Source organism: Pseudomonas sp. R4-34-07 (assembly GCF_003852375.1).
Lineage (GTDB): Bacteria > Pseudomonadota > Gammaproteobacteria > Pseudomonadales > Pseudomonadaceae > Aquipseudomonas.
The window spans coordinates 3,964,920-3,986,505 of sequence record NZ_CP027760.1 but is presented as its reverse complement, the minus strand read 5'-3'; the positions used below and the strand labels follow the sequence as shown (position 1 = coordinate 3,986,505).

General features: G+C 60.8%; 17 protein-coding genes and 1 tRNA gene. 11 read left to right on the top strand and 7 right to left on the bottom strand.

The genetic code is table 11. The features are described from left to right. Position 1 precedes the first annotated feature (1 nt). Positions 2-2,824 carry a Tc toxin subunit A gene (locus C4J85_RS18320; protein ID WP_124410419.1) on the bottom strand — a complete coding sequence of 941 codons (2,823 nt, stop codon included), beginning with the start codon at positions 2,822-2,824 and terminating at the stop codon, positions 2-4. A 193-nt stretch (positions 2,825-3,017) separates the two neighbouring features. On the opposite strand from C4J85_RS18320, the gene C4J85_RS18315 reads away from it, so the two are divergent. From C4J85_RS18315 to C4J85_RS18290, 6 genes are all read left to right on the top strand, one after another. Beyond that, positions 3,018-5,924, top strand: a complete 2,907-nt coding sequence (locus tag C4J85_RS18315; protein ID WP_124410418.1) for an RHS repeat-associated core domain-containing protein — start codon at positions 3,018-3,020, stop codon at positions 5,922-5,924. A 155-nt stretch (positions 5,925-6,079) separates the two neighbouring features. Next, positions 6,080-7,021, top strand: a complete 942-nt coding sequence (locus C4J85_RS18310) for a rhodanese-related sulfurtransferase (protein ID WP_124410417.1) — start codon at positions 6,080-6,082, stop codon at positions 7,019-7,021. 3 nt (positions 7,022-7,024) lie between these two features. Further along, positions 7,025-7,660, top strand: a complete 636-nt coding sequence (locus C4J85_RS18305) for a DsbA family protein (protein WP_124410416.1) — start codon at positions 7,025-7,027, stop codon at positions 7,658-7,660. Then, positions 7,653-9,470: an ABC transporter ATP-binding protein gene (locus C4J85_RS18300; RefSeq protein WP_124367759.1), complete on the top strand. Its 1,818-nt coding sequence runs from the start codon at positions 7,653-7,655 to the stop codon at positions 9,468-9,470. The genes C4J85_RS18305 and C4J85_RS18300 overlap by 8 nt, the downstream gene beginning before the upstream one ends. Positions 9,471-9,541: 71 nt before the next feature. Continuing rightward, positions 9,542-12,004, top strand: a complete 2,463-nt coding sequence (locus C4J85_RS18295; protein ID WP_124367758.1) for an EAL domain-containing protein — start codon at positions 9,542-9,544, stop codon at positions 12,002-12,004. Positions 12,005-12,080: 76 nt separating this feature from the next. Next, positions 12,081-12,854, top strand: a complete 774-nt coding sequence (locus tag C4J85_RS18290; protein ID WP_372240637.1) for a TenA family transcriptional regulator — start codon at positions 12,081-12,083, stop codon at positions 12,852-12,854. Between the two features lie 207 nt (positions 12,855-13,061). Here the strand turns inward: C4J85_RS18290 and C4J85_RS18285 are convergent, their stop codons facing one another. Together C4J85_RS18285 and lldD are read right to left on the bottom strand one after the other, a co-directional pair. Continuing rightward, the gene (locus tag C4J85_RS18285; RefSeq protein WP_124363669.1) at positions 13,062-13,988 is read right to left on the bottom strand and encodes a GGDEF domain-containing protein; all 927 of its coding nucleotides are present in this window, start codon (positions 13,986-13,988) and stop codon (positions 13,062-13,064) included. 286 nt (positions 13,989-14,274) lie between these two features. Beyond that, on the bottom strand, positions 14,275-15,429 hold the full coding sequence (lldD, locus tag C4J85_RS18280) for an FMN-dependent L-lactate dehydrogenase LldD (RefSeq protein WP_124410414.1): 1,155 nt from the start codon (positions 15,427-15,429) through the stop codon (positions 14,275-14,277). A 97-nt stretch (positions 15,430-15,526) separates the two neighbouring features. Between lldD and C4J85_RS18275 the strand changes: the two genes are divergently transcribed. Continuing rightward, positions 15,527-16,429, top strand: coding sequence for a LysR family transcriptional regulator (locus tag C4J85_RS18275; RefSeq protein ID WP_124367755.1), 903 nt, complete (start codon positions 15,527-15,529; stop codon positions 16,427-16,429). Between the two features lie 54 nt (positions 16,430-16,483). Further along, positions 16,484-16,559: transfer RNA gene (locus C4J85_RS18270), tRNA-Asn, on the top strand. Between the two features lie 78 nt (positions 16,560-16,637). Here C4J85_RS18270 and dmeF read toward each other — a convergent pair. Continuing rightward, a complete protein-coding gene (gene dmeF / locus C4J85_RS18265; protein ID WP_124410413.1) occupies positions 16,638-17,564 on the bottom strand; it encodes a CDF family Co(II)/Ni(II) efflux transporter DmeF in 927 nt (308 codons plus the stop codon). A gap of 20 nt (positions 17,565-17,584) precedes the next feature. Further along, positions 17,585-17,860 (bottom strand): metal/formaldehyde-sensitive transcriptional repressor, encoded by a 276-nt coding sequence (locus C4J85_RS18260; protein ID WP_124371326.1) that lies wholly within the window; start codon positions 17,858-17,860, stop codon positions 17,585-17,587. Here C4J85_RS18260 and C4J85_RS28060 point away from each other — a divergent pair. The 3 genes from C4J85_RS28060 (at position 17,852) to C4J85_RS18245 (ending at position 20,168) form a co-directional block, all read left to right on the top strand. Then, positions 17,852-18,496: a YeeE/YedE thiosulfate transporter family protein gene (locus C4J85_RS28060; RefSeq protein WP_372240598.1), complete on the top strand. Its 645-nt coding sequence runs from the start codon at positions 17,852-17,854 to the stop codon at positions 18,494-18,496. The two genes, C4J85_RS18260 and C4J85_RS28060, sit on opposite strands and share 9 nt — an antisense overlap. A gap of 129 nt (positions 18,497-18,625) precedes the next feature. Further along, positions 18,626-19,168: a cysteine hydrolase family protein gene (locus C4J85_RS18250; RefSeq protein ID WP_124367740.1), complete on the top strand. Its 543-nt coding sequence runs from the start codon at positions 18,626-18,628 to the stop codon at positions 19,166-19,168. Positions 19,169-19,172: 4 nt separating this feature from the next. Next, entirely contained in the window at positions 19,173-20,168 is a 996-nt protein-coding gene (locus tag C4J85_RS18245) for a GlxA family transcriptional regulator (RefSeq protein WP_124410412.1), read from the top strand. On the opposite strand, the gene C4J85_RS18240 is transcribed toward C4J85_RS18245, so the two are convergent. Together C4J85_RS18240 and C4J85_RS18235 are read right to left on the bottom strand one after the other, a co-directional pair. Then, a complete protein-coding gene (locus tag C4J85_RS18240) occupies positions 20,140-20,310 on the bottom strand; it encodes a DUF2986 domain-containing protein (RefSeq protein ID WP_124404779.1) in 171 nt (56 codons plus the stop codon). The two genes, C4J85_RS18245 and C4J85_RS18240, sit on opposite strands and share 29 nt — an antisense overlap. A 125-nt stretch (positions 20,311-20,435) precedes the next feature. Further along, positions 20,436-21,464 (bottom strand): alpha/beta fold hydrolase, encoded by a 1,029-nt coding sequence (locus C4J85_RS18235; RefSeq protein ID WP_124410411.1) that lies wholly within the window; start codon positions 21,462-21,464, stop codon positions 20,436-20,438. Between the last annotated feature and the right edge of the window lie 122 nt (positions 21,465-21,586).

Sequence of the window (21,586 nt, the reverse complement as noted above, 5' to 3'; positions counted from 1 at the left end):
ATCAGTCCTTGAGCAGGTCGGTAGGAAAAGGCGTGTTGACGGGAGAGGTATGGGCACTCGTGAGCGCCTCACCGACGGCCTTCCATTGAGCGAACGTCGAGTTGGTTTCAAGTTGGCTGGCTGCAATCAGCAGGGTGGCCGACAGGCCGGTTGCAGTGCTGGCTTGGCGGCAGCGCAGCAGCCAGTCCAGACGATCCATGGAGGTAATGCGTGGAGGGTTCAGTTGGCTGCTGAAGACGGTTATTTCGCTGGCACTCCAGCCAAAAAGTCGGGCGAGATGCTCGCTGGTTTCTTCAGTGTTGTGTTGTGCCGCGCGATTGGGCTGCGCGTTGGCCTGTCCGAAGTAATCGAGAATTTGCCCTTCCGTCAGGCCAAAACGCTCAATGCAATGGTTGAACTGCTGAATGAGGTAAAGGGTGTGCGGGGTCAGTTCAAGGACCGAAGACGCTTGATAGCCACTGTCCAGCCAGTGTGGGTTTATCAGAAACTGATCAAGCGCCTGGCGGCTGAGCGGCAATTGCAGAACATCGACGGCGTGGGGGAGCAGCAATATCAGATAGCCGAGGGTTTGCAGGGGTGGGGCAGCGGGTGCGTGCAAGCGCAGGAAATGGTTGTCATATTTTTGATGACCGTTGGCATCGCCTGGCAGCTGGGGTACGGCGCGGATGATCTCTTTGAGGCGTAGATACAGCGCCCAGAACTCATTACGCACCGTCTCCATCAGGGTACGAAGCTTGGGTTTGGCGCTCTCGATATAGTAGGTTGTGCGATTAGTGTCCGTGCTGATGGCAATGGCGGACAGCGCTTCCTCGACCGCCACCTCAATGCTCGTGTTTGAGCGCATCCGTTGCAGTACTTGCTGGGCCAGGGCATCCCAGTCCACGGCGGGCAAGCGAACTGCTTCATCAGCGGGTTGCTGGGGAAGTTCAAGCAGGTTCAGCTGTTTGGAGAGAGAAGCCTGATCATAGGCCGCAAACTCTTTCAACAGCAGGTTGATGGCCGGGTCCTGGACCTGCTGATCGAGCAATAGCTGGTGCCTCAACAGTGACAGGCTGTTGCCATTCTCCTTGAGCCAACGGCTGGCCCATTCCAGGTGCATGAGCATATCGAGAAAGTCAGCCACGCCCTTCGGCTTGCGTCTCAGCGTTGGGTGACGCAGTTGCGTAAGAAAGGGCGTCGTGCCGGGCAACTGCAGCAGTTGCTGGCATTCCATGACCGACAAGCCGAACAGCCGAGCGATTCGCGCTTGCCGATAGAGTGCGCTGACGGTCTCGACCGTGCGGGTTTCGGGCTCATCGGCGATCAGCAATTGCAGCGAGTCCTGGGTGTCTTGCAGGCCCAGCGCGGCGCAAAGTTGTTGCCGGGTGGTTGCGTCGAATGCCTGCTCGTCCAGACACAGCGCAGGCAGGGCCGAACCCGCGCGGTTGAACACCTGATCGAACAACGACACGCGCTCACCCGAACCGTGAACGGGCAACTGATGGATCCAGGCGGCAAACTCTTCGGCTTGCAGGCTGTAGCGCTTGCTCAGATAGCAAAAGACCCCCAGCGCCCGAAGGGTGTTATGAGTGATCAGCAGCGCGCGGTTGCTGGCGCCTTCGCAGCGCATCGCGCTGACCAGCAACGTGTCCAGTTGCGCGAAAGGCAGGCCGAGCCAGCGCTGCAGGCGAATCATCCGTTGCAGCCTGTCGAAGCGTTCAAGGCTCACGTTGACCAGCTTGGCGGGGGCGTCTTTGTTCAGGCTGATCGCGAGTGTGGGGGCAGATGCAAGCGCGCCGTTGATGTAACAGGCACCGTAAGTGAGGCCGGTGGGCTGTTTGCAGTTTGGCGATTGGCGCGGTGCTTGTGTCTGTTGCGCCAGCAGCGCTTGAAGTTGTTCGGCATCCAGTTGCGTATGCTGCAGGAAATCAGTGACGTCTTCCGGCCCCTTTTCAGCCGTCCAGTTGAAGTACGTGCGATAGAAGGTTGGCGCGCCCTGCGCCGTTACCCAGTCTCTTTTCAGCAGGGCCTGTTGTTCTGGGCTCAGCCCGGATAACAGGCATTGCACCTCATTGTTGCGGGTAACGACTTGCCCGTAAGTGCTGGTTGCTCCCGCCAGGGGCAACTGGCGACTGATGCGATAGTTCAACTCACCCAACATCGGCTTGTCGCCCGACAAGCCCAGCCGGCATTGCTGGTGGTGGAAATGATACGGCAGCGAAAACGGGTACCAGGTGTTGCTCAGCAGCGAGTAGGCGTCGTTGGCGTCGGCGATATTGCTGAGCAAGGTCTGATTGATGATCGACAACATGGGCACCTGGCCCGTAACGCTGTGTTGGTCGATCAACAGGTCCTTGAGGTCTGCACGCCGGGCCGACAGCTTGAGCACGTCGGCTCCCTTGACATTCTGTTCCAGTTGCAGGGCGAACAGATAAAGCGCGCGCAGGTAGGCAGCCGGCGAATCGACCGCGGCAATGGACGCGTTGGCGCAGAACTGTTCGCGATTTTCGTTGAACAAGGCCTGGTAGGTGGCATCGGTATCGGCGGCGACATCGCGTTTAGCGCGCAGGGCAGGGCGCAGCGACGAGACCTGCTGTTCGCGAAACAACCCTTCCAGTTGCGCTGCAACGCTCTTGGCCTTGCGGTATATCGCGTGGGCATCGTCATCGTTGCAGGTGGCCAGTTGCTCTGCGAAGGCCTTTTCGCTGAGACGCACAATGTCGAATACCGAATGAATGTCGAGGCGCTGCAGCGCGGTGTTGAAATCGTCCCGACCGGGGGCGGGAGGGTGTGCGTGATCAATCAGTTGAGCGAGCAAGGAGCTGCTGTCGGCTTGCATATTCATACGTTCCTTCACGCCCGCCGATGGGTCCGGCGGGCAATGAAAAACGCTATCACGCAGGTTAACGGGGCCAGGCATAGCTATCTACAGGCATCGTCGGCCCCTGCCGGTTGAGGCATCCATACACCGATACCACCTCTGTGCAGGCATGAACCCTAGGCTTTGCTGACCATTGTGCAATTGAGGTCATGTGATCATGTCTGCTTCACTTCATCGAAACACGCCCTCGCTTGCGGCCTTCGACCCCCGTGGATTGACCGTGCGCAGCGTCGCTTATCTGTGCGCTACCTCCCAGGCTGCGCCGACGGCCCGTGTCAGGCGTCAAGTCTATGGGGCCAGCGGCCTTTTGCTTGAGCAGTGGGACCCGCGCCTTTCTACCCTTAAATCGCGCGAACCGTTGACCGCGGCGAATCAGGCCTCGGTGTACAGCCTGTCTGGTACCTTGATCCGCAGCAACGATGTGGACGCCGGCATGCGGCTGATGCTGGCGGCGCCCTCGGGACAGCTGTTGCATGCCTGGGACGGCCGCGGTGCCTATCAGCGCCACGACTACGACACCTTGCAGCGTCCGGTGGCGGTGTTCGAACAAACTGCCGACGAAGCGCGACTCCGGTGTGTCGAACGCCTGGTGTATGCCGCGCCGACGCCTGAGCACCGCGCACTTAACCGCAGTGGCCGCCTGGTACGCCATGCCGACCCGGCGGGCACGCAGGTGTTCGACGCCTATGGAATGACCGGGCAGGTGCTGCGCCAAACCCGGCGGTTTCGCGAGGCCCCGGGCACTGTTGACTGGCCGCTTGCCCCGGCCGATCAGGACCAGCAACTGCAACCTGAGCTTTACACCACACGCTGGGCGTTCGACGCCCTGGGCGCCACGGTGGAACAGCTCGACGCCAAGGGCAATGCCCGACAGTTCGCCTATGGGCTGGACGGGCAGGCGAAAAATATTCACCTCACCTTGAAGAGTGGTACGCGCAAGACCGTGATAGAGGGCTACGTCTACACTGCCGCCGGCCAGGTGGAGACGGCCCTGCTGGGCAATGGCGTGAGTAGCCTGGCCACCTATCGGGCCGAGGATGGCCGTATGCGCCGGCTGATGGCGTACCGCAAAAACGAGCGGGCGGCGCCGCTACAGGATTTGAGCTACGACTATGATCCCGTGGGAAATGTTTCAAGCCTGCAGGATCAGGCACAACCGACCAGGTGGAGCCACAACACGCAAGTAGATGCCTCCTGTCGCTATGAGTACAACTCGCTGTACCAACTGACCCAGGCCACAGGCCGGGAAAGTACTGCCGCCGCCATCGGCCCGGCACTGCCCGCGCGTATTTCGTTCGGTTCGACCGACGCCGGTTTGTGGCGCAACTATACCCAGCACTATGCCTATGACGAGGGGGGCAACCTGACCCGGCTGCGCCATGTGCCGTCCAGTGGTGTCGGCTATACCCGCGACATGCAGGTCGCAACTGGCAGTAATCGTGCGTTGTCGAGCGAGCATCCGGTTGACGAGTGGGCGCAGGGTTTTGATGCCAATGGCAATCAGCAACAGCTGGGGCGTGGCCTGCCGATGGCGTGGAACGTGCGTAATCAGTTGACCAAGGTCACGACGATTCTGCGAGAGGAGGGGGACCCGGATGAGGAGGCCTATGTGTACGCAGGCGACGGCCAGCGCGCGCTCAAGCTCACGCACCGGCAGGTCGCCGGCAGCCGGCAGACGGCGCGTGTGTATTACCTGCCAGGCCTGGAAATTCGCCATCGACCGTTGCGCCGGCTGAATGTTGTGCGTCTTGAAGTGGCGCGGTGCACGGTTGAGGTCTTGCAATGGGAGCTGGGGCTCGATGAGGGAGCAGCCGATGCAACCCTGCGCTTTTGCCTGACGGATCAGCAATCGAGTCATGGGCTGGAGTTGGGCGAACAGGCAGAGTTATTGAGCCAGGAGAGTTATTTTCCCTATGGAGGGACGGCGTGGTGGGCATCGCGCAGCGAGGTGGAGGGTCGCTACAAGACGCGCCGATATTCAGGCAAAGAGCGTGACAGCAGCGGCTTGTATTACTACGGTTTCCGCTACTACGCCCCTTGGTTACAGCGCTGGATAAGCCCCGACCCCCTGGGGGACGGGGCAGAGTTGAATCCCTATCTCATGGCGTTCAACAACCCGATCACATTCGTTGATTCAATGGGGCTGCTGCCGGCCGATGTGGAAAATACCCAAATACAGGGCGGTACTGTAATCCTCCTGCTTTTGGTCTTGCTGGGCCTGGGCGTGGGGGCGTTGCTTGGGAATGCGACGTTGGGGGCTTCCATCGGGGCTCTGGTGGGCGGTGTACTGTTTGGTACCAGTCGCCTGAATGCCTATCTGCAAATGCAACCGCAGGCCGTGGCAAGGGCCGCCGAACAAGTGGAAGAACAATTCGCCAGGGATATTTCGGAGCTGGCGATCAAGTTGGCGCAGCAGGCGCGGTTGAGTCACGAAGAAACGGAGCGGCTGGTGAATTTTGCCTATGCACGCCGCCCTGCCGAGGGAGGCATGTCCCTTTACCTCCATGCATCGGAGGGGGCCATCTATGGCTATGCGGGGCCTGTGGGTGAATCGGGGGGCGTCGAGGGCGTACTGATGGACAGTCGTAACCCGATGCCTGAGTTGAAACGCATGGGCTATGGCGCGGTACTGCTGCGAAGACCAGGGCGTGAGTCCGCTGCCGCGGGCGGTCAGCAGGCGGGGGCAAGCACGTTTGAGGTGGGGGCGACGACACAGGTTGCCGGTTCCAGTCGCGCACGCGGTGGTCGGCAAGCGCAGGCCCAACTGCCAATGAGGGTGCCGAGGGCGATAAGAGGCGCTGCTCCACGGATGCAGATCAATACCGAGGTGCTTGGAGATATCAGTTCGTCGAGCCGCGAGGACCGCAGTATCGCCCTTACCCTCAGTCACTTGCAGGAAGGGCGTTTTGGCGCGGTTCATTGGCATCTCCACAGAGATCAACTGTGGTCTGCTGACTTGCACGGTTACGCCGCTTCTCGTGGTCGCAGTGCCTATCGTTTGATGTTCAAGCACCTCGGCGGCCAGAAGTACCGAGTGGAGGGCGTACGCAACCCACACCGCTGAAGTCGATCGCCGCCAGGGCGTCGAAGCAATATCAGCGGCTGTGTGTCGATGCGGCGGCGGCGTGGTTTTGCTAGAATGCGCGCCGCGCCGCCTGGCCGGCGCGTTTTTTTATCCGGTTCACCCCTTACGAGGGTAGCCACCTGGAGAGAACACCCATGACCCAACCTATCGTCGTGGCGGCACTGTACAAGTTCGTCACCCTTGAAGATTACGTCGCCCTGCGCGAGCCCCTGTTGCAGGCGATGGTCGACAACGGCATCAAAGGCACGCTGCTGATTGCCCAGGAAGGCATCAACGGCACCGTTTCCGGCAGCCGCGAAGGCATCGATGGCCTGATGGCCTGGCTGAAGAACGACCCGCGCATGGACGACATCGACCACAAAGAGTCGTACTGCGACGAGCAGCCGTTCTACCGCACCAAGGTCAAGCTCAAGAAAGAAATCGTGACCTTGGGCGTCGACGGCGTCGACCCGAACAAACAGGTCGGCACCTACGTCGACCCAAAGGACTGGAACGCGCTGATCAGCGACCCCGAAGTGCTGTTGATCGACACCCGCAACGACTACGAAGTGTCGATTGGCACCTTTGAAGGCGCGATCGACCCGAAAACCACCAGTTTTCGCGAATTTCCCGACTACATCAAAGCCAACTTCGACCCGGCCAGGCACAAGAAAGTCGCCATGTTCTGCACCGGTGGCATTCGCTGCGAGAAGGCCTCGAGCTTTATGCTCAGTGAAGGCTTCGACGAGGTCTATCATCTCAAGGGCGGCATCCTCAAATACCTTGAAGAGGTGCCGCAGGAAGAGACCAAGTGGCAGGGCGACTGCTTTGTTTTCGACAATCGCGTGACAGTGCGCCACGACTTGAGCGAAGGCGACTACGATCAATGTCATGCCTGCCGCACACCGGTCAGCGTCGAAGACCGCGCGTCCGAGCACTACGTGGCCGGCATCAGTTGCCCGCATTGCTGGGATAAGCTGCCGGAGAAAACCCGTCGCAGCGCCATCGACCGGCAAAAGCAGATCGAACTGGCCAAGGCCCGCAATATGCCGCACCCGATTGGCTTCAACTACAAGCAAATCCCTTCCGAGGCTTGAACCATGCCCGCGCGCCTGCTCTATGTGATGGACCCGATGTGTTCCTGGTGCTGGGGCTTTGCCCCGGTGGCGCAGGCGCTGGTTGAGCAGGCCCGGGCGGGCGGTGTGGAGTTGCACCTGGTGGTGGGCGGCTTGCGCACCGGCAGCGGCGCGGCGCTGGAGCCGAACACCCGGCGCTATATCCTCGAGCACTGGCAGGCAGTGACTGACGCCACCGGCCAGCCGTTCAAGCGCGAAGGCGCGCTGCCCGATGGATTTGTCTATGACACCGAGCCTGCGTGCCGCGCCATCGTCACGGCGCGCAGCCTGGCGCCCGATTGCGGCTGGAAGCTGCTTGGGCTGATCCAGCACGCGTTCTATGTCGAAGGCCGTGACGTCACCTCTGCCCATGTGCTGGTGGAACTGGCCGAGCAGGCCGGTATTCCGCGTATCGAGTTTGCAGGCGAGTTCGACCGCGCCGAACAGCACGCCGCCACGGCCGCCGATTTCACCTGGGTACAGGACCTGGGCATCGCGGGCTTCCCGACCTTGCTGGCCGAGCGCAATGGCCAGTTGGCGCTGCTGACCAATGGCTACCAGCCCTTGTCCGAATTGTCGCCATTGCTGGGGCGATGGCTGGAGCGCGCCACCTGTGCATGATCAGCCCGACACGCCTGAACCCAAGCGCACCGACCGCCTGACCTGGGCGGAAATTCGCCGCCTGGCCCTGCGCCACAGGAAATCCCTGTGGATCGCCAACAGCGTGGCCGTGCTCGCGACCTTGTGCAGCGTACCCATCCCGTTGCTGTTACCGCTGTTGGTCGACGAAGTGCTGTTGGGCCGTGGCGATGCCGCGCTCAAGGTGATGAACCACGCCTTGCCGCTGGGCTGGCAGCAGGCCGCCGGCTATATCGGCCTGATGCTGGGGGTGACCCTGGTCCTGCGCTGCGGCGCGCTGGTGTTCAACGTGGTACAGGCGCGGTTGTTTGCGCGACTGGCCAAAGACATCGTCTACCGCATCCGCGTGCGGCTGATCGAGCGGCTCAAGCGCATCTCCCTCGGCGAATACGAAAGCCTGGGCAGCGGCACGGTGACCACCCACTTGGTCACCGACCTGGACACACTGGATAAATTCGTCGGCGAAACCCTCAGCCGCTTTCTGGTGGCGATGCTGACCCTGGTTGGCACCTCGGCCATCCTGGTGTGGATGCACTGGCAACTGGCGCTGTTGATCCTGCTGTTCAACCCGCTGGTGATCTACGCCACGGTGCAGTTGGGCAAGCGCGTCAAACACTTGAAGAAACTGGAAAACGACAGCACCTCGCGCTTCACCCAGGCGCTGACCGAAACCCTGGACGCCATCCAGGAAGTGCGCGCCGGTAACCGCCAGGGCTTTTTCCTCGGGCGCCTGGGCCAGCGTGCCCAGGAAGTGCGCGACTACGCCATTCACTCGCAATGGAAAACCGACGCGTCCAGCCGTGCCAGTGGCTTGCTGTTCCAATTCGGTATCGACATTTTTCGCGCAGCGGCGATGCTCACCGTGCTGTTTTCCGACCTGTCCATCGGCCAGATGCTGGCGGTGTTCAGCTACCTGTGGTTCATGATCGGCCCGGTGGAGCAATTGCTGAACCTGCAATATGCCTACTACGCGGCAGGCGGCGCGTTGACGCGCATCAACGAGCTGCTGGCCCGCGCCGACGAGCCGCAGTACGCCGGGGGTAGCGATCCGTTCACCGGGCGTGCAACCGTTGGCATCGACGTGCGCGGCCTGGACTTCGGCTACGGCGATGACCTGGTGCTCGATCAATTGAACCTGGCCATCGCACCGGGGGAGAAGGTGGCGATTGTCGGCGCCAGCGGCGGCGGCAAAAGCACCCTGGTGCAACTGTTGCTGGGCCTCTACACACCCCAGGCCGGCAGCATCCGTTTTGGCGGCGCGACCCAGCAGGACATCGGCCTGGCGACCATTCGCGAAAACGTCGCGGTGGTGCTGCAACACCCGGCACTGTTCAACGATACCGTGCGCGCCAACCTGACAATGGGCCGCGAGCGTACGGATCAGGCGTGCTGGCAGGCACTGGAAATCGCCCAGTTGGAGGCGACCGTCAAGGCATTGCCGTTGGGCCTGGACAGCATAGTGGGTCGCTCTGGCGTGCGCTTTTCCGGCGGCCAGCGGCAACGCCTGGCCATCGCGCGCATGGTGCTGGCCGAGCCCAAGGTGGTGATCCTGGATGAAGCCACCTCGGCGCTGGACGCGGCCACCGAGTACAACCTGCACCAGGCACTGGCGCGGTTTCTCAGCGGGCGTACTACACTGATCATCGCCCACCGCCTTTCAGCGGTGAAACAGGCGGATCGGGTGTTGGTGTTCGATGGCGGGCGTATCGCCGAGGATGGCGACCATCAGCAATTGATTGCCGACGGGGGGCTGTACGCCAAATTGTATGGACACTTGCAACAGGTGCGGTGATTTGGCTTAGGTTGTGCGATCGGGAGCGGATTTTCGCGTGCGTATTGAGCTGTGCATGTGCAAGGGACTTCATGAAGCAAAAGCGGACTCTCGGAACGCCACGGTTGCTGGGCATTGTCTGGCCCTTCATTGCCGTTGTGCTGTTCCAGGCATTGTTAGGCTGCGTCAGTCTCTACGTGCTCTCGGCGGTGCGTGGCTATGTGGCTGGCGAAAGTCTGTGGTCCAAGGGCCAGAAGGACGCCATCTACTACCTGACCCTTTACGCCGATAACCGCGAAGCCACCACTTACCTCAAATATCAGCAAGCGATTGCCGTGCCCCAGGGCGGGCATGAATTGCGCGTTGCGCTGGACCGTCCCACCCCGGATATCCCCGCCGCACGCCAGGGCATCATCAAGGGTGGCAACCACCCGGACGACGTCTCCAGCCTGATCTGGCTGTACCTCAACTTCCGCCATTTCAGTTACCTGGAAAAAGCCATCGAGCTCTGGACGGTGGGCGACGGCTACTTGTTGCAGCTGGACGATCTCGCCCAGGCAATGCATGGCGCCGTTACTGCCGATCGGGTCAATGCTGATGATGTGCGCCTGTGGAAGGCGCGCATCACGGCCATCAACGAAGGTGTGACACCGGCGGCCAAGGCATTCAGTGATGCCCTGGGTGAAGGGTCGCGGATGATCCTGCGCCTGTTGTTGATCACCAACCTGGCCACGGCCCTGGGGCTGATCGTGCTGGCGCTGCTGCGCACGCACAAGTTGCTGGCCCAGCGTCACGCGTTTGCCGATGCCCTGCAGGCGGAGAAGGAGCGGGCGCAGATTACCCTGGAGTCGATTGGCGACGGCGTCATCACCACCGACGTGGACGGTGCGATTGCCTACATGAACCCCGCCGCCGAAGCGCTGACCCACTGGCAGTCGGCCCAGGCTCAGGGCCTGCCGCTGGCGGCGTTGTTCAAGTTGCTGGATGAAAACGCCGAGCCGGACGGCTTTACCCTGATCGAGCACATCATCAAGGGCGAACTCAGTGGCGGCAGTGAACATTCCAAGTTGATCCAGCGCCTGGACGGCAGCACCGTTTCCGTGACCCTGGTGGGCGCGCCGATTCGCAGCGCCGGCAAGGTCAGTGGCGCGGTGCTGGTGCTGCATGACATGACCCAGGAGCGCCAGTACATCGCCAATCTTTCTTGGCAGGCGACCCACGATGCCTTGACCGGCCTGGCCAACCGGCGTGAATTCGAATACCGCCTGGAGCAGGTACTGCAGCAGGTGACACGCCAGCAAAACGGCCGCCATGCCTTGATGTTTCTCGACCTGGACCAGTTCAAGCTGGTCAATGACACCTGCGGCCACGCTGCGGGCGACGAGTTGCTGCGACACATTTGCGCGCTGCTGCAATCGGACTTGCGCGAAGGCGATACCCTGGCGCGGCTGGGCGGCGATGAGTTCGGCATCCTCCTGGAGAATTGCCCGGCGCCGGTGGCCGAGAAGATCGCCGAGAGCCTGCGCCACACCGTGCAGAACCTGCATTTCGTGTGGAAGGGCCGGCCGTTCATGACCACCGTCAGCATCGGCCTGGTGCATATCTCACACACCCCGACCACCCTGGAAACGTCCCTGCGCGCCGCCGATATGGCGTGCTACATGGCGAAGGAAAAGGGACGTAACCGGGTGCAGGTGTATCACGCCGATGACTCGGAGCTGTCCCTGCGCTTTGGTGAAATGGCCTGGGTACAGCGCTTGCACATGGCGTTGGAAGAGAATCGTTTTTGCCTGTATTCCCAGGAAATCTCGCCTCTGGGCCATACCGAAGCGGGCAATGGGCACATCGAAATTCTCCTGCGGCTGCACGACGAGGCGGGGCGAATCATTCTGCCCGACAGTTTTATTCCGGCGGCCGAGCGTTACGGCTTGATGACTTCACTGGACCGGTGGGTGGTGGAGAACGTCTTCAAGATCATCGCGCGTTGCATGCACGAGCGTCCGGGCCGACCTATGGCTATGTGTGCGATTAATCTGTCAGGAATAACCATTGGCGATGACGATTTTCTTGGTTTTTTACGTGAGAAATTCGGCACTTACAACATCCCTCCGGAAATGATTTGTTTTGAAATAACCGAGACAAGCGCTATCGCCAATTTAGGCAGTGCCATTCGTTTTATTAATGAACTCAAAGCGTTAGGTTGCCATTTTTCCCTGGATGATTTTTGCGCCGGAATGTCCTCGTTCGCCTATCTCAAACATTTACCTGTAGACTTCCTGAAGATCGATGGAAGTTTCGTAAAGGATATGCTGGACGACCCGATTAACCGCGCCATGGTCGAAGTGATCAATCATATCGGCCATGTGATGGGTAAGCGCACTATCGCCGAGTTTGTTGAAACGTCGCAGATCGAACAGGCATTACTTGAGATAGGCGTGGACTACGCTCAGGGCTATCTGATCGAACGTCCGCAATTGTTTACCTTCGATAGCCTGCAATGCCGACCTGCGCGGCCGCAGCCCCTGTTATTCAAGGCGCCCGGCACATTCCGCTGAAACTTTGCTGGTCTGTACATCACACTTAAAAAGGAGCCCTACAGTGATCGACACCTTCAACAGAACCGGCCCGCTTATGGAAGCCTCGAGTTACCCCGCCTGGGCGCAGCAATTGATCCTGGACTGTAGCGAGAGCAAGCGTCGGGTTGTCGAACACGAACTGTACCAACGCATGCGCGATAACACGCTCAGCGCCAAGACCATGCGCCACTACCTGATCGGTGGCTGGCCCGTGGTGGAGCAGTTCGCCTTGTACATGGCACAGAACCTCACCAAGACCAAGTTTGCCCGCCATCCGGGGGAGGACATGGCGCGACGCTGGCTGATGCGCAATATCCGCGTGGAATTGAACCACGCCGACTATTGGGTGCATTGGGCGCGTGCCCACGGCGTCAGTCTCGAAGAGCTGCAGGCACAGGACGTGCCACCGGAGTTGCACGCATTGAGTCATTGGTGCTGGCACACCAGTTCGGCGGATTCGTTGATCGTTGCGATTGCCGCCACCAACTATGCCATCGAGGGCGCCACTGGGGAGTGGTCTGCCGTGGTCTGTTCCACCGGCGTTTATGCTGCCGCCTTCCCGGAGGAAGAACGCAAGCGCGCGATGAAGTGGCTGAAGATGCACGCCCAGTATGATGACGCGCACCCTTGGGAAGCCCTGGAGATCATCTGCACCCTGGCCGGCACGAACCCGAGCTCGGCTCTGCAGGTGGAGTTGCGCCAGGCGGTGTGCAAGAGCTACGACTATATGTACCTGTTCCTGGAAAGCTGCATGCGCCTGGAGCAAGAGAAAGAAAAGGCGCCCATACTCGTTCGTGAGCGCCAGGCTCGCGTCGCCAGCGAGGCGTGATGCACCCGTGATGGCTGATGCCACTCACTTAAGAAGGATCGCGGTACTGTGGCGAGGGAGCTTGCTCCCGCTGGGGCGCGCAGCGGCCCTGTTGTTTGTTCAAAAAGAAGGGACTGCTACGCAGTCCAGCGGGAGCAAGCTCCCTCGCCACAAGTTACCGATAACCTGCGCCATCTGTTAACTGACTGGCACTGTGATGGCGGGGTTTTACCCCGCCATTGCCAAGCGGTTGCGGCCTTCGCGCTTGGCCACGTACAAGGCATTGTCGGCCCGGCGCAGCAGGCTTTCCGCCGACTCGGCCGCCAGTAACGTCGAACAGCCAAGGCTTACCGTCAAGTCGACCCGCGTACCCTCCACCCAGTAATCATGGGCTTGTGCCGCCTGGCGCAGGCGCTCGCCGACCATCCGCGCCGCATCGCGCCCGGTGTTGGAGAGCAGGATCAGAAATTCTTCCCCGCCGAACCGAAACACCATGTCCACGTTGCGCAACTGGCTTTTGATCGCTGCGGCCACGGCGCGCAATACGCTGTCGCCGGCGGCATGACCATGGGTGTCATTGATCTTCTTGAAATGATCGATGTCCAGCATCAACAGGGACAGCGGGTGCATATGGCGCCGAGCCATGTCAATTTCCCGTTGCAGGGTCTGGTCCATGGCCACACGGTTGCCGGTTTCGGTCAAAGGATCGCGCAGGGCACTGCGGGTGGCGGCGCGGTAGAGCAGGGCGTTGCGCATTGGGTAAAGCAACGTTGCGAGCAGGGACTCGAGCTGGCCCAGTTCCTCTTCGAGGAAGCGTTGGTTGCGACGGAACACCAGTTCGCCCAAGTGTTCGCCCTCATGGCTCAAGGTGTAGCTCACCGAATGATGGCCGCGGTGGCCGAACTCCAGGCGCAGGTCGCTGATGGCGTAGCGGTATTGCAGGGCGTCCAGCGGCACCAGGCGTTGCACTTCACGGAAGAACAAGCCGAGGATGCGTTCCGGTTCCAGGCTGGTCTGCAATTGCTGGTTCAGCTGCTGGCGAAGTTGACCGAGGGTGGCGGGGCGATGGGGACGAAGGGACGGCTGACCAAACCCCAGGCGTTGCAATTTGGCACTGTCAAAGTCAATTGCGTTGGTCTGGGTCGGTGTTTTCATACGTAGGCGGCCTCTAAGCACATGACTGTCTTACAGGCGGGATGAGAGTGGCAAGTGCCAAGCGTCTTACTGTTCCTTCAGTTCCGTAAAACATTGGAAACAGTTTAGACCGCTTTACGCCGGGTTATAAGCCCAGGGCACTGCCACACGTCTTGTCATCGCTTGACCTGCGTGAGTGGGTTAGAGCCAGATTCGTGCCAATCGTTTGAATTAATAAATACCTATATAAATCAATGAACTGATTTTTCATGAAAACCGTCGACAAACAGTCGCGTCATTTCTCTGACTAATATTGAATGTTTGAAGAGGGGGTTACCAACGTAGAGCGGTCAATCTGCGCGATGGAAGTGACCCCTGTCAGCGTCATGGCGACGCGCATTTCGTTGGCGAAAATCTCCAGCAGGTTTTCCACGCCGTGCTGGCCATCGGCGGCCAGCGCATACACTGCAGAGCGCCCCAGCAGGCAGGCCTTGGCGCCGAGCGCGAGCATGCGCACCACGTCGAGCCCGGAACGAATGCCGGAATCCACCAGCACGGTGAGGTCATCGCCAACGGCCTCGGCAATCGGCGGCAACGCCTTGGCGGTCGACAGCACGCCATCGAGCTGGCGGCCGCCATGGTTGGAGACCACGATGCCGTCGGCGCCGAAACTTACGGCATCCTTGGCATCCTGCGGGTCCAGGATGCCTTTGATGATCATCGGGCCCTTCCAGAAGTCGCGGATCCACTCCAGGTCTTTCCAACTGATCGACGGGTCGAAGTTGGTGGCCAGCCAGCCGATGTAGTCTTCCAGGTGCGTGGGTTTGCCCAGGTACCTGGAAATATTGCCGAGGTCGTGGGGGCGGCCCATCAAGCCCACATCGAACGCCCATTGCGGCTTGGTCACGGCCTGCAATATCCGCCGTTGCGCCGCATACGGCCCGGACATGCCCGAGTGCGCATCACGGTAACGCGCGCCAGGGGTCGGCATATCCACGGTGAACACCAGCGTCGTCACACCTGCTGCCTGCGCTCGCTCCAGGGCATTGCGCATGAAGCCGCGATCCTTGAGCACATACAGCTGGAACCAGATCGACTGCGGGCTTTGCGAGGCGACTTCCTCGATCGGGCACACCGACACCGTCGACAGGCAGAAGGGCACACCGGCGTTCGCCGCCGCCTTGGCCGCTTGCACTTCACCACGCCGCGCATACATGCCCGTCAAGCCGACCGGGCTGAGGATGACCGGCATGGCCAGCTCCTGGCCAAATAGCGAGGTCTTCAAACTCAGGTTGTCGACATTGCGCAAGATGCGCTGGCGCAGGCTGATCTCTGCCAAGTCCGAACTATTGGCGCGCAGGGTGTGTTCGGCGTAGGCGCCGCCATCGATATAGTCGAACAGAAAACGCGGTAACTTGCGCTTGGCGGCAGCACGGTAATCGGAGGCGGACGAAATAATCATGCATGGGCTCCACTCGGCAAAGTGCCCACGATAAGCAAAGTTCTGGCATGATAAAAACAACTTTTATCGCTGCAATCCAGTCGCAAAAGGAATACTGATGAACCTGCGAACCCTGCGAGCGTTTGTCGAAGTGGTGCGCCAGGGCGGTTTTTCCCAGGCGGCCGAGGTGGTATCCCTGACCCAGTCCACGGTCAGCAAGGCGGTCAAGACCCTCGAAGAGGAGTTGGGCACACCGCTGCTCAATCGTCTTGGCCACAAGAACGAACTCACCGCCGCCGGCGAAATTACCTACCGTCGCGCCCTGGTGCTGCTTGCCGAACACAATGATCTGGTGGTGGAGATCAACGACCTGCGCGGTCTCAAGCGCGGCGTGCTGCGCATCGGTCTGCCACCGGTAGGTTGCGGCGTACTGTTTGCGACAATGTTCGCCACCTACCGAACGCGCTACCCCGACATCGACATCGAACTCACCGAATACGGCAGCAAAAAACTGCGCGAATGCCTGGAAGCCGGGGAGGTTGACCTGGCGGCCCTGCTGCTGCCGGTGGATGAAGGCTTCGACTACCAGCCTGTACGCAACGAACCGTTGATCGCCGTATTACCTGTCAGCCACCCATTGGCGCGCCGCGAACGCATCGACTTCACCGACCTGGCAGACTCGCCGTTCATCCTGTTCGAAGCCGGTTTCGCCCTCAACGCGAAAATCCTCGCCGCCTGCGAACGCAAGGGCGTAGTGCCAAAGGTGACGGCTCGTAGTGGGCAGATCGACTTTATCGTCGACCTGGTCACCGCCGGCCTGGGCGTCGCCTTCCTGCCACGGATGCTGGCGCACACACACCAACACGCCGGCATCGCATTGATCCCCTTGGACGAGCCCCACACCGACTGGCATATCGCCCTGGCCTGGCGCGCCAGTGCCCACTTGCCACCCGCCGCGCGCGCCTGGCTGGAACTGGCCAGGGAGCAGGCGGTTTCGGCCGGTCATCCTGCCTCGTCGTGACACACGTCAGAGGAGGCTTGACTTCTTCTTTTTAATCAGTAACATACGGCGCATTCCGCGATAGCTCAGTTGGTAGAGCAAATGACTGTTAATCATTGGGTCCCTGGTTCGAGTCCAGGTCGTGGAGCCAGATAGAGAAAAGCCTGCAGCGATGCAGGCTTTTTTTTGCCCGGGATTTGACCCGGCAACAGCGCGGTATTAACGAGCACTACGCTGCAGGAAGCGCTGCTCGAAACTCAACCGTCAGGTGACTGACTTCATGAACAGGCTTCAGCCGTTCCCGAATGTTATCTGCATTGGTTGTAGCATCACCGAGAACACTGACAATTGCAGCGTGGGCTTGCGGACCGACACGCCACACGTGCAGGTCGGTAATTTTGGCGTCGCCAGGTTGTTCAACCAGCTCGCGAATTTCCTCTGCAACATGCTCGTCGGTTTGATCAAGTAGAACACCCGCAGATGCGCCCATCAGGCTCCAGGCCCACCGTGCGATGACTATCGCGCCAACGATACCCATGGCCGGATCAAGCCAGACCCATCCGAGGTAGCGGCCAGCGAGCAGGGCAGCGATGGCAAGAACCGACGTCAGGGCATCCGCGATCACATGGACGTACGCTGACCTGAGGTTGTTATCACCTGCGTGATGACTATGGTCGTGATGGTCATGGGCATGGTCATGGCTGTGACCGTGGCCGAGCAAGAGCGCGCTCACTATGTTGACCATCAGGCCAACGACGGCAATCAGCGTCGCCGTTCCGAACTGGACGTCGGTAGGCTGGAGCAGGCGGATGACCGATTCAACGCCAATTACCAGGGCGACCAAGCCCAGAATAAGCGCTGACGCAAAGCCACCCAGATCACCAACTTTGCCGGTGCCAAAACTGAATCGAGTGCTGGAGGCATTACGCTTGGCATATGCATAGGCCACCGCTGCGATCCCCAGCGCTCCCGCATGGGTCGCCATATGAAACCCGTCGGCCAGCAGCGCCATGGACCCCGTGATGTACCCAGCAGCAATCTCACCGACCATCATCACAACCGTCAGTAGCACCACCCAGAGGGTGCGCTTTGCATTCTCATCATGTGCCGCGCCGAGATATACATGCTCGTGCGTGAAGCCAGTGTTGCCGTTCATGAAATTTGCGCCTGCGTTCGTCACTTGGAATAACGTCGAATGGCTACCAGAAGCTCTTCGACGCCTTTGGCGCGCTCTTCGTCGCTCAGCGCCGGATCAGCAACATGCTCCCTGGCGTGATTTTCGATGATTTCGTCCATCAGGCCGTTGATGGCCCCGCGCGTGGCGGCTACAAGGTGGAGCGTTTTGGCACAGTCATGATCTGACTCCAGCGCCCGTTCTACCGCTTGGATCTGGCCTGCAATGCGCTTCACGCGCTTGAGCAGATCGTCTTTGTTCGATGCCAGATGGCCCATAGTATACCCCCCTTACCTATGCCAAGAATTGCATACCCGCCCCCCCTATGCAAGACAGCGGTGCTTAAGCAGGGTTGCGAAAGCGTTGGGTCGCGCAGTAGGCATGCCAGCAATGCGCCGCCTACCTGCAATCACTCTGGGTTTATACTGGCCAGCTTCAAACACATTGAGGTCCCCATGAGCACTTCCCTTTCCCTGACCCCGGCGCGCAAGCCGTTCGCGCCATTGGTGGCGAGCGGGCTGGGGGTGGACGTGGCCAGTTGGGCGTTCTGGCAGGTGCCGGGCAATGCCAAGGCCTTGGCCGCACCGGTTTGGGAAGACATCACCAGCGTCATGGACATCGGCATTATTCTTGGCGCGCTGTTGGCCGCCGGCCTGGCCGGGCGTTTCGCGCCGAGCTTGAAGATCCCGGCGCGCTCGTTGATCGCTGCGGTCATCGGCGGCTTGCTGCTCGGGTATGGTTCGCGCCTGGCGTATGGCTGCAACATTGGCGCCTACTTCAGCGGCATTGCCTCGGGCAGCCTGCATGGTTGGCTGTGGCTGGTGGCCGCGTTTATCGGCAATAGCGTGGGCGTACGCCTGCGACCGTTTTTCTTCGCCGGCGAACGGCCCCAGATAGCCTTGAGTGGTTGCTGAATGGCAGGGTATCCAGGGGCATGTCCGAATCGGTCCTGAACCGGTCCGCCTTGCGCCTGTTGTGCATCCGGCAGGGTCTTTACCATGGCTTGCAGCACTGCCTCCATACATAAGCCAAAAGGACCCGCCATGAACCGCAAAGCCCTGATCGTGATTGATGCCCAGCATTCTTTCCGTCATTCACCCTACTGGTCCGAAAACGACCTGCCGAATTACCTCGCAAACCAGCAGGCCCTCATCGACGGCTGTGTTCAGCAGGGCATCCCGGTGGTACAAGTCTTTCATGTGGAAGACCAAGGGCACTTTTCGATGGCATCGGGTAACGTCAAGACATTGAGCGAGTTATCGATCGATCCGCAGCTGGTCATTCATAAGCACTACCACAGCGCCTTTGCCGGTACATCGCTGGCCGCGCGCCTCACGCAGATGGGCGTCACTACCTTGATCATCAGCGGCATTCGTACCGAACAGTGCTGTGAAACCACCACGCGGCAGGCCTCGGACAGCGGGTTTAACGTTGACTTCGTCAGTGAGGCCACGCTGACCTTCCCGATGACCCACGCACGCAGCGGCCGGGTGTACACCTCGGCGCAGATTCGCGAGCGTACGGAACTGGTGCTGGAGGATCGGTTTGCGCGCATCGTCACCGTCGCCCAGGCCTTGGCGGGGTGAATCCATGAGCGTGCCGGTGCTGTTCGTGCTGTTGCCCAATGTGCTGATGCTCGACCTGGCGGGGCCCGCCGAAGTGCTGCGCCTGGCCGCGCAGGCCGACGACCCGGCGGCGGTGGATTTCGAGCTGCAGTACGTCAGCCCGGTGGAATCCCTGCACAGCTCCATCGGTTTGCCGTTGACCGGCCTGGCGCCCTTGCCGACCCGCTTGGCGCCGGGCACCCTGGTGGTGTTGGTCGGCTCCAGCATGAAGGTGGACAAAGCACGCCAGCAGGCCTTCGAATCCGCCAGCGACAGCCTGGTGCAGTGGTTGCAGACGGTGTTTGCACCCTCAGCCGAGCGCTTGATATGCGTGTGCGCCGGTGCGCTGACTGCCGCCCGTGCCGGGCTGCTCGACGGGCGCCAATGCACCACGCACCACACGCTGTGCGCCACCCTCCAGGCCCTTGCGCCCAAGGCCCGGGTCCTGGAAAACCGGCTGTATGTCACCGACGGTCGGGTCAGTTGCAGCGCCGGGATCACCGCCGGTATCGATATGATGCTGCACTTGGTCGCCGAGCGTGCCGGGCCAAGGCTGGCGTGCGCTGTCGCACGGGACATGGTGGTGTACCTGCGCCGCAGCGGCGCAGACCCGCAGTTATCGCCGTGGATAGCCGGTCGTAATCACCTGCACCCGGCAGTCCATCGTGTACAAGACGCCATTGCCGCCGCCCCCTGCGACACCTGGAACGTCACCCGCATGGCGGACCTGGCCTGCACCGGCAGCCGCCATCTGGCGCGCCTGTTCCACGAGCATGTCGGCATCAGCCCGCTGGATTACCTGCACCGTCTGCGCCTGGCCGTGGCTCGCGAGCTGCTGGTGGAGTCGAGCCTGGACATCGAAACCGTCGCCGAGCGCGCAGGCTTTGGTTCGGCGCGCCACCTGCGGCGTATCTGGGGCAAATATGAAACGGGCACGCCTTCAGCGATGCGCCTTATTCAGCCAGCGTCTCAGGGGGCGTAACCGACTCCTGGCCGGTCTCGGTCGCCAGCTTTAAACGATCCGCCTTGCTGACGTATGTATCTTTGCTCTTCGGCGCCAGTTTGGCACTGGCCTTTTTGGCCTTGGCCTTGAAGAGCTGCTTGAGTTTTTTCTGGCGGTTCATGTGTGTTGGCCTGATGGGGGAGGGCGCGGATGATACCAGTTTGAAAACTGTGGCCGTGGTCCTGGAGCATACCCGTCAAGCATGCGCTGTACCTGCGGCGATGGAGCAAGCGCCTTCGCCACAGATTAATGTGCGAGGAACTTGCTGATCAGCGTGACCACCTGCTGCTGGATCGCCGCCCGAGGCCGCCCGCCCGCGCCATCCTGGCAAATGATGCCGTCGCCGGGCGCATCCTCGTCGAGCATTGCCGCTGCGCCGGGTTTGCACTGCGCCATAAAGCTGAAGTGGCTCGCATCGCTGATTTCCACGTATTGCGTTGACGCCTTGGGGAGCCGCTTGGCCAGGTCGGCGGACTCCAGTTGCGTAGGCAATTCCACGGATGGCACGCCAGCGGCGATTACCAGTACCGGCACTGGCAGCGCGGCCAGGCTTGCATCGGTAAAACCGCGCGACAGGCCAATGTCCAGGGACACCACCGCAGTGACGCGCTTGTCGCTCAAGGCAGCAGACAATTGAGCCTCGCCAGCCGGAGCACCGGCGGGGTTCATTTGCTGGTAGACGCTGCAACTGCTCAGTTGTGGATGGACGCCGCAATCCTTGGCGAAGCGCGCGGGATCAAAACGCGCACCGGCGCTTTCCAGCACGGTCCAGCCGCCGAGGGAGTGACCTGCCAGTGCAATGCGGCTTTGCGCCACGGCGCCGAACTGCTCGGGCTGTGCAAGCACCGAGTCAATGACACGACTCAGGTCTTCGGGCCGCTGCCACAATCGTGCGGCTGCGGCGGGGCTGCGATCTTTGGTAGTGCTGCCCGGATGGTTGACCGCCGCCACGATATAACCCTGACGGGCCAACGCACTGCCCAACCACGCCTGATTGCCCCAATTGCCACGATAGCCGTGAGAAAGCACCACCAGCGGATGTTCGCCGTTGGCCGGCGGTGCGTCGGGTACGGCAAGGGTGCCGTAGAAAACCATGTCGTCTCGGATCAGCCGTGGCGTGGCTTCGGTTATCGCGGGATACCAGACCACTAATTCCAGCGGGCGCAGGTTGTGTGCATCGGACAGCGTGGCGGTTTTGAAGCCGACAGGGTAGTCGTTGGCGAATGCGTGGCCGGTCAGGCAAATCAGGAACAGGGCGGCGAGGGCGGTTTTCACTGTTTTTATCGTCCTTGAAGTGAGGGCGCAGCATGAACTGGAACAGGCAGTTTTGGTAGGCGCGCAGACCTTTTACCGCCGAACGCTTTACGGATCATCCTGTTGGGTAGCAATAGCGCGCC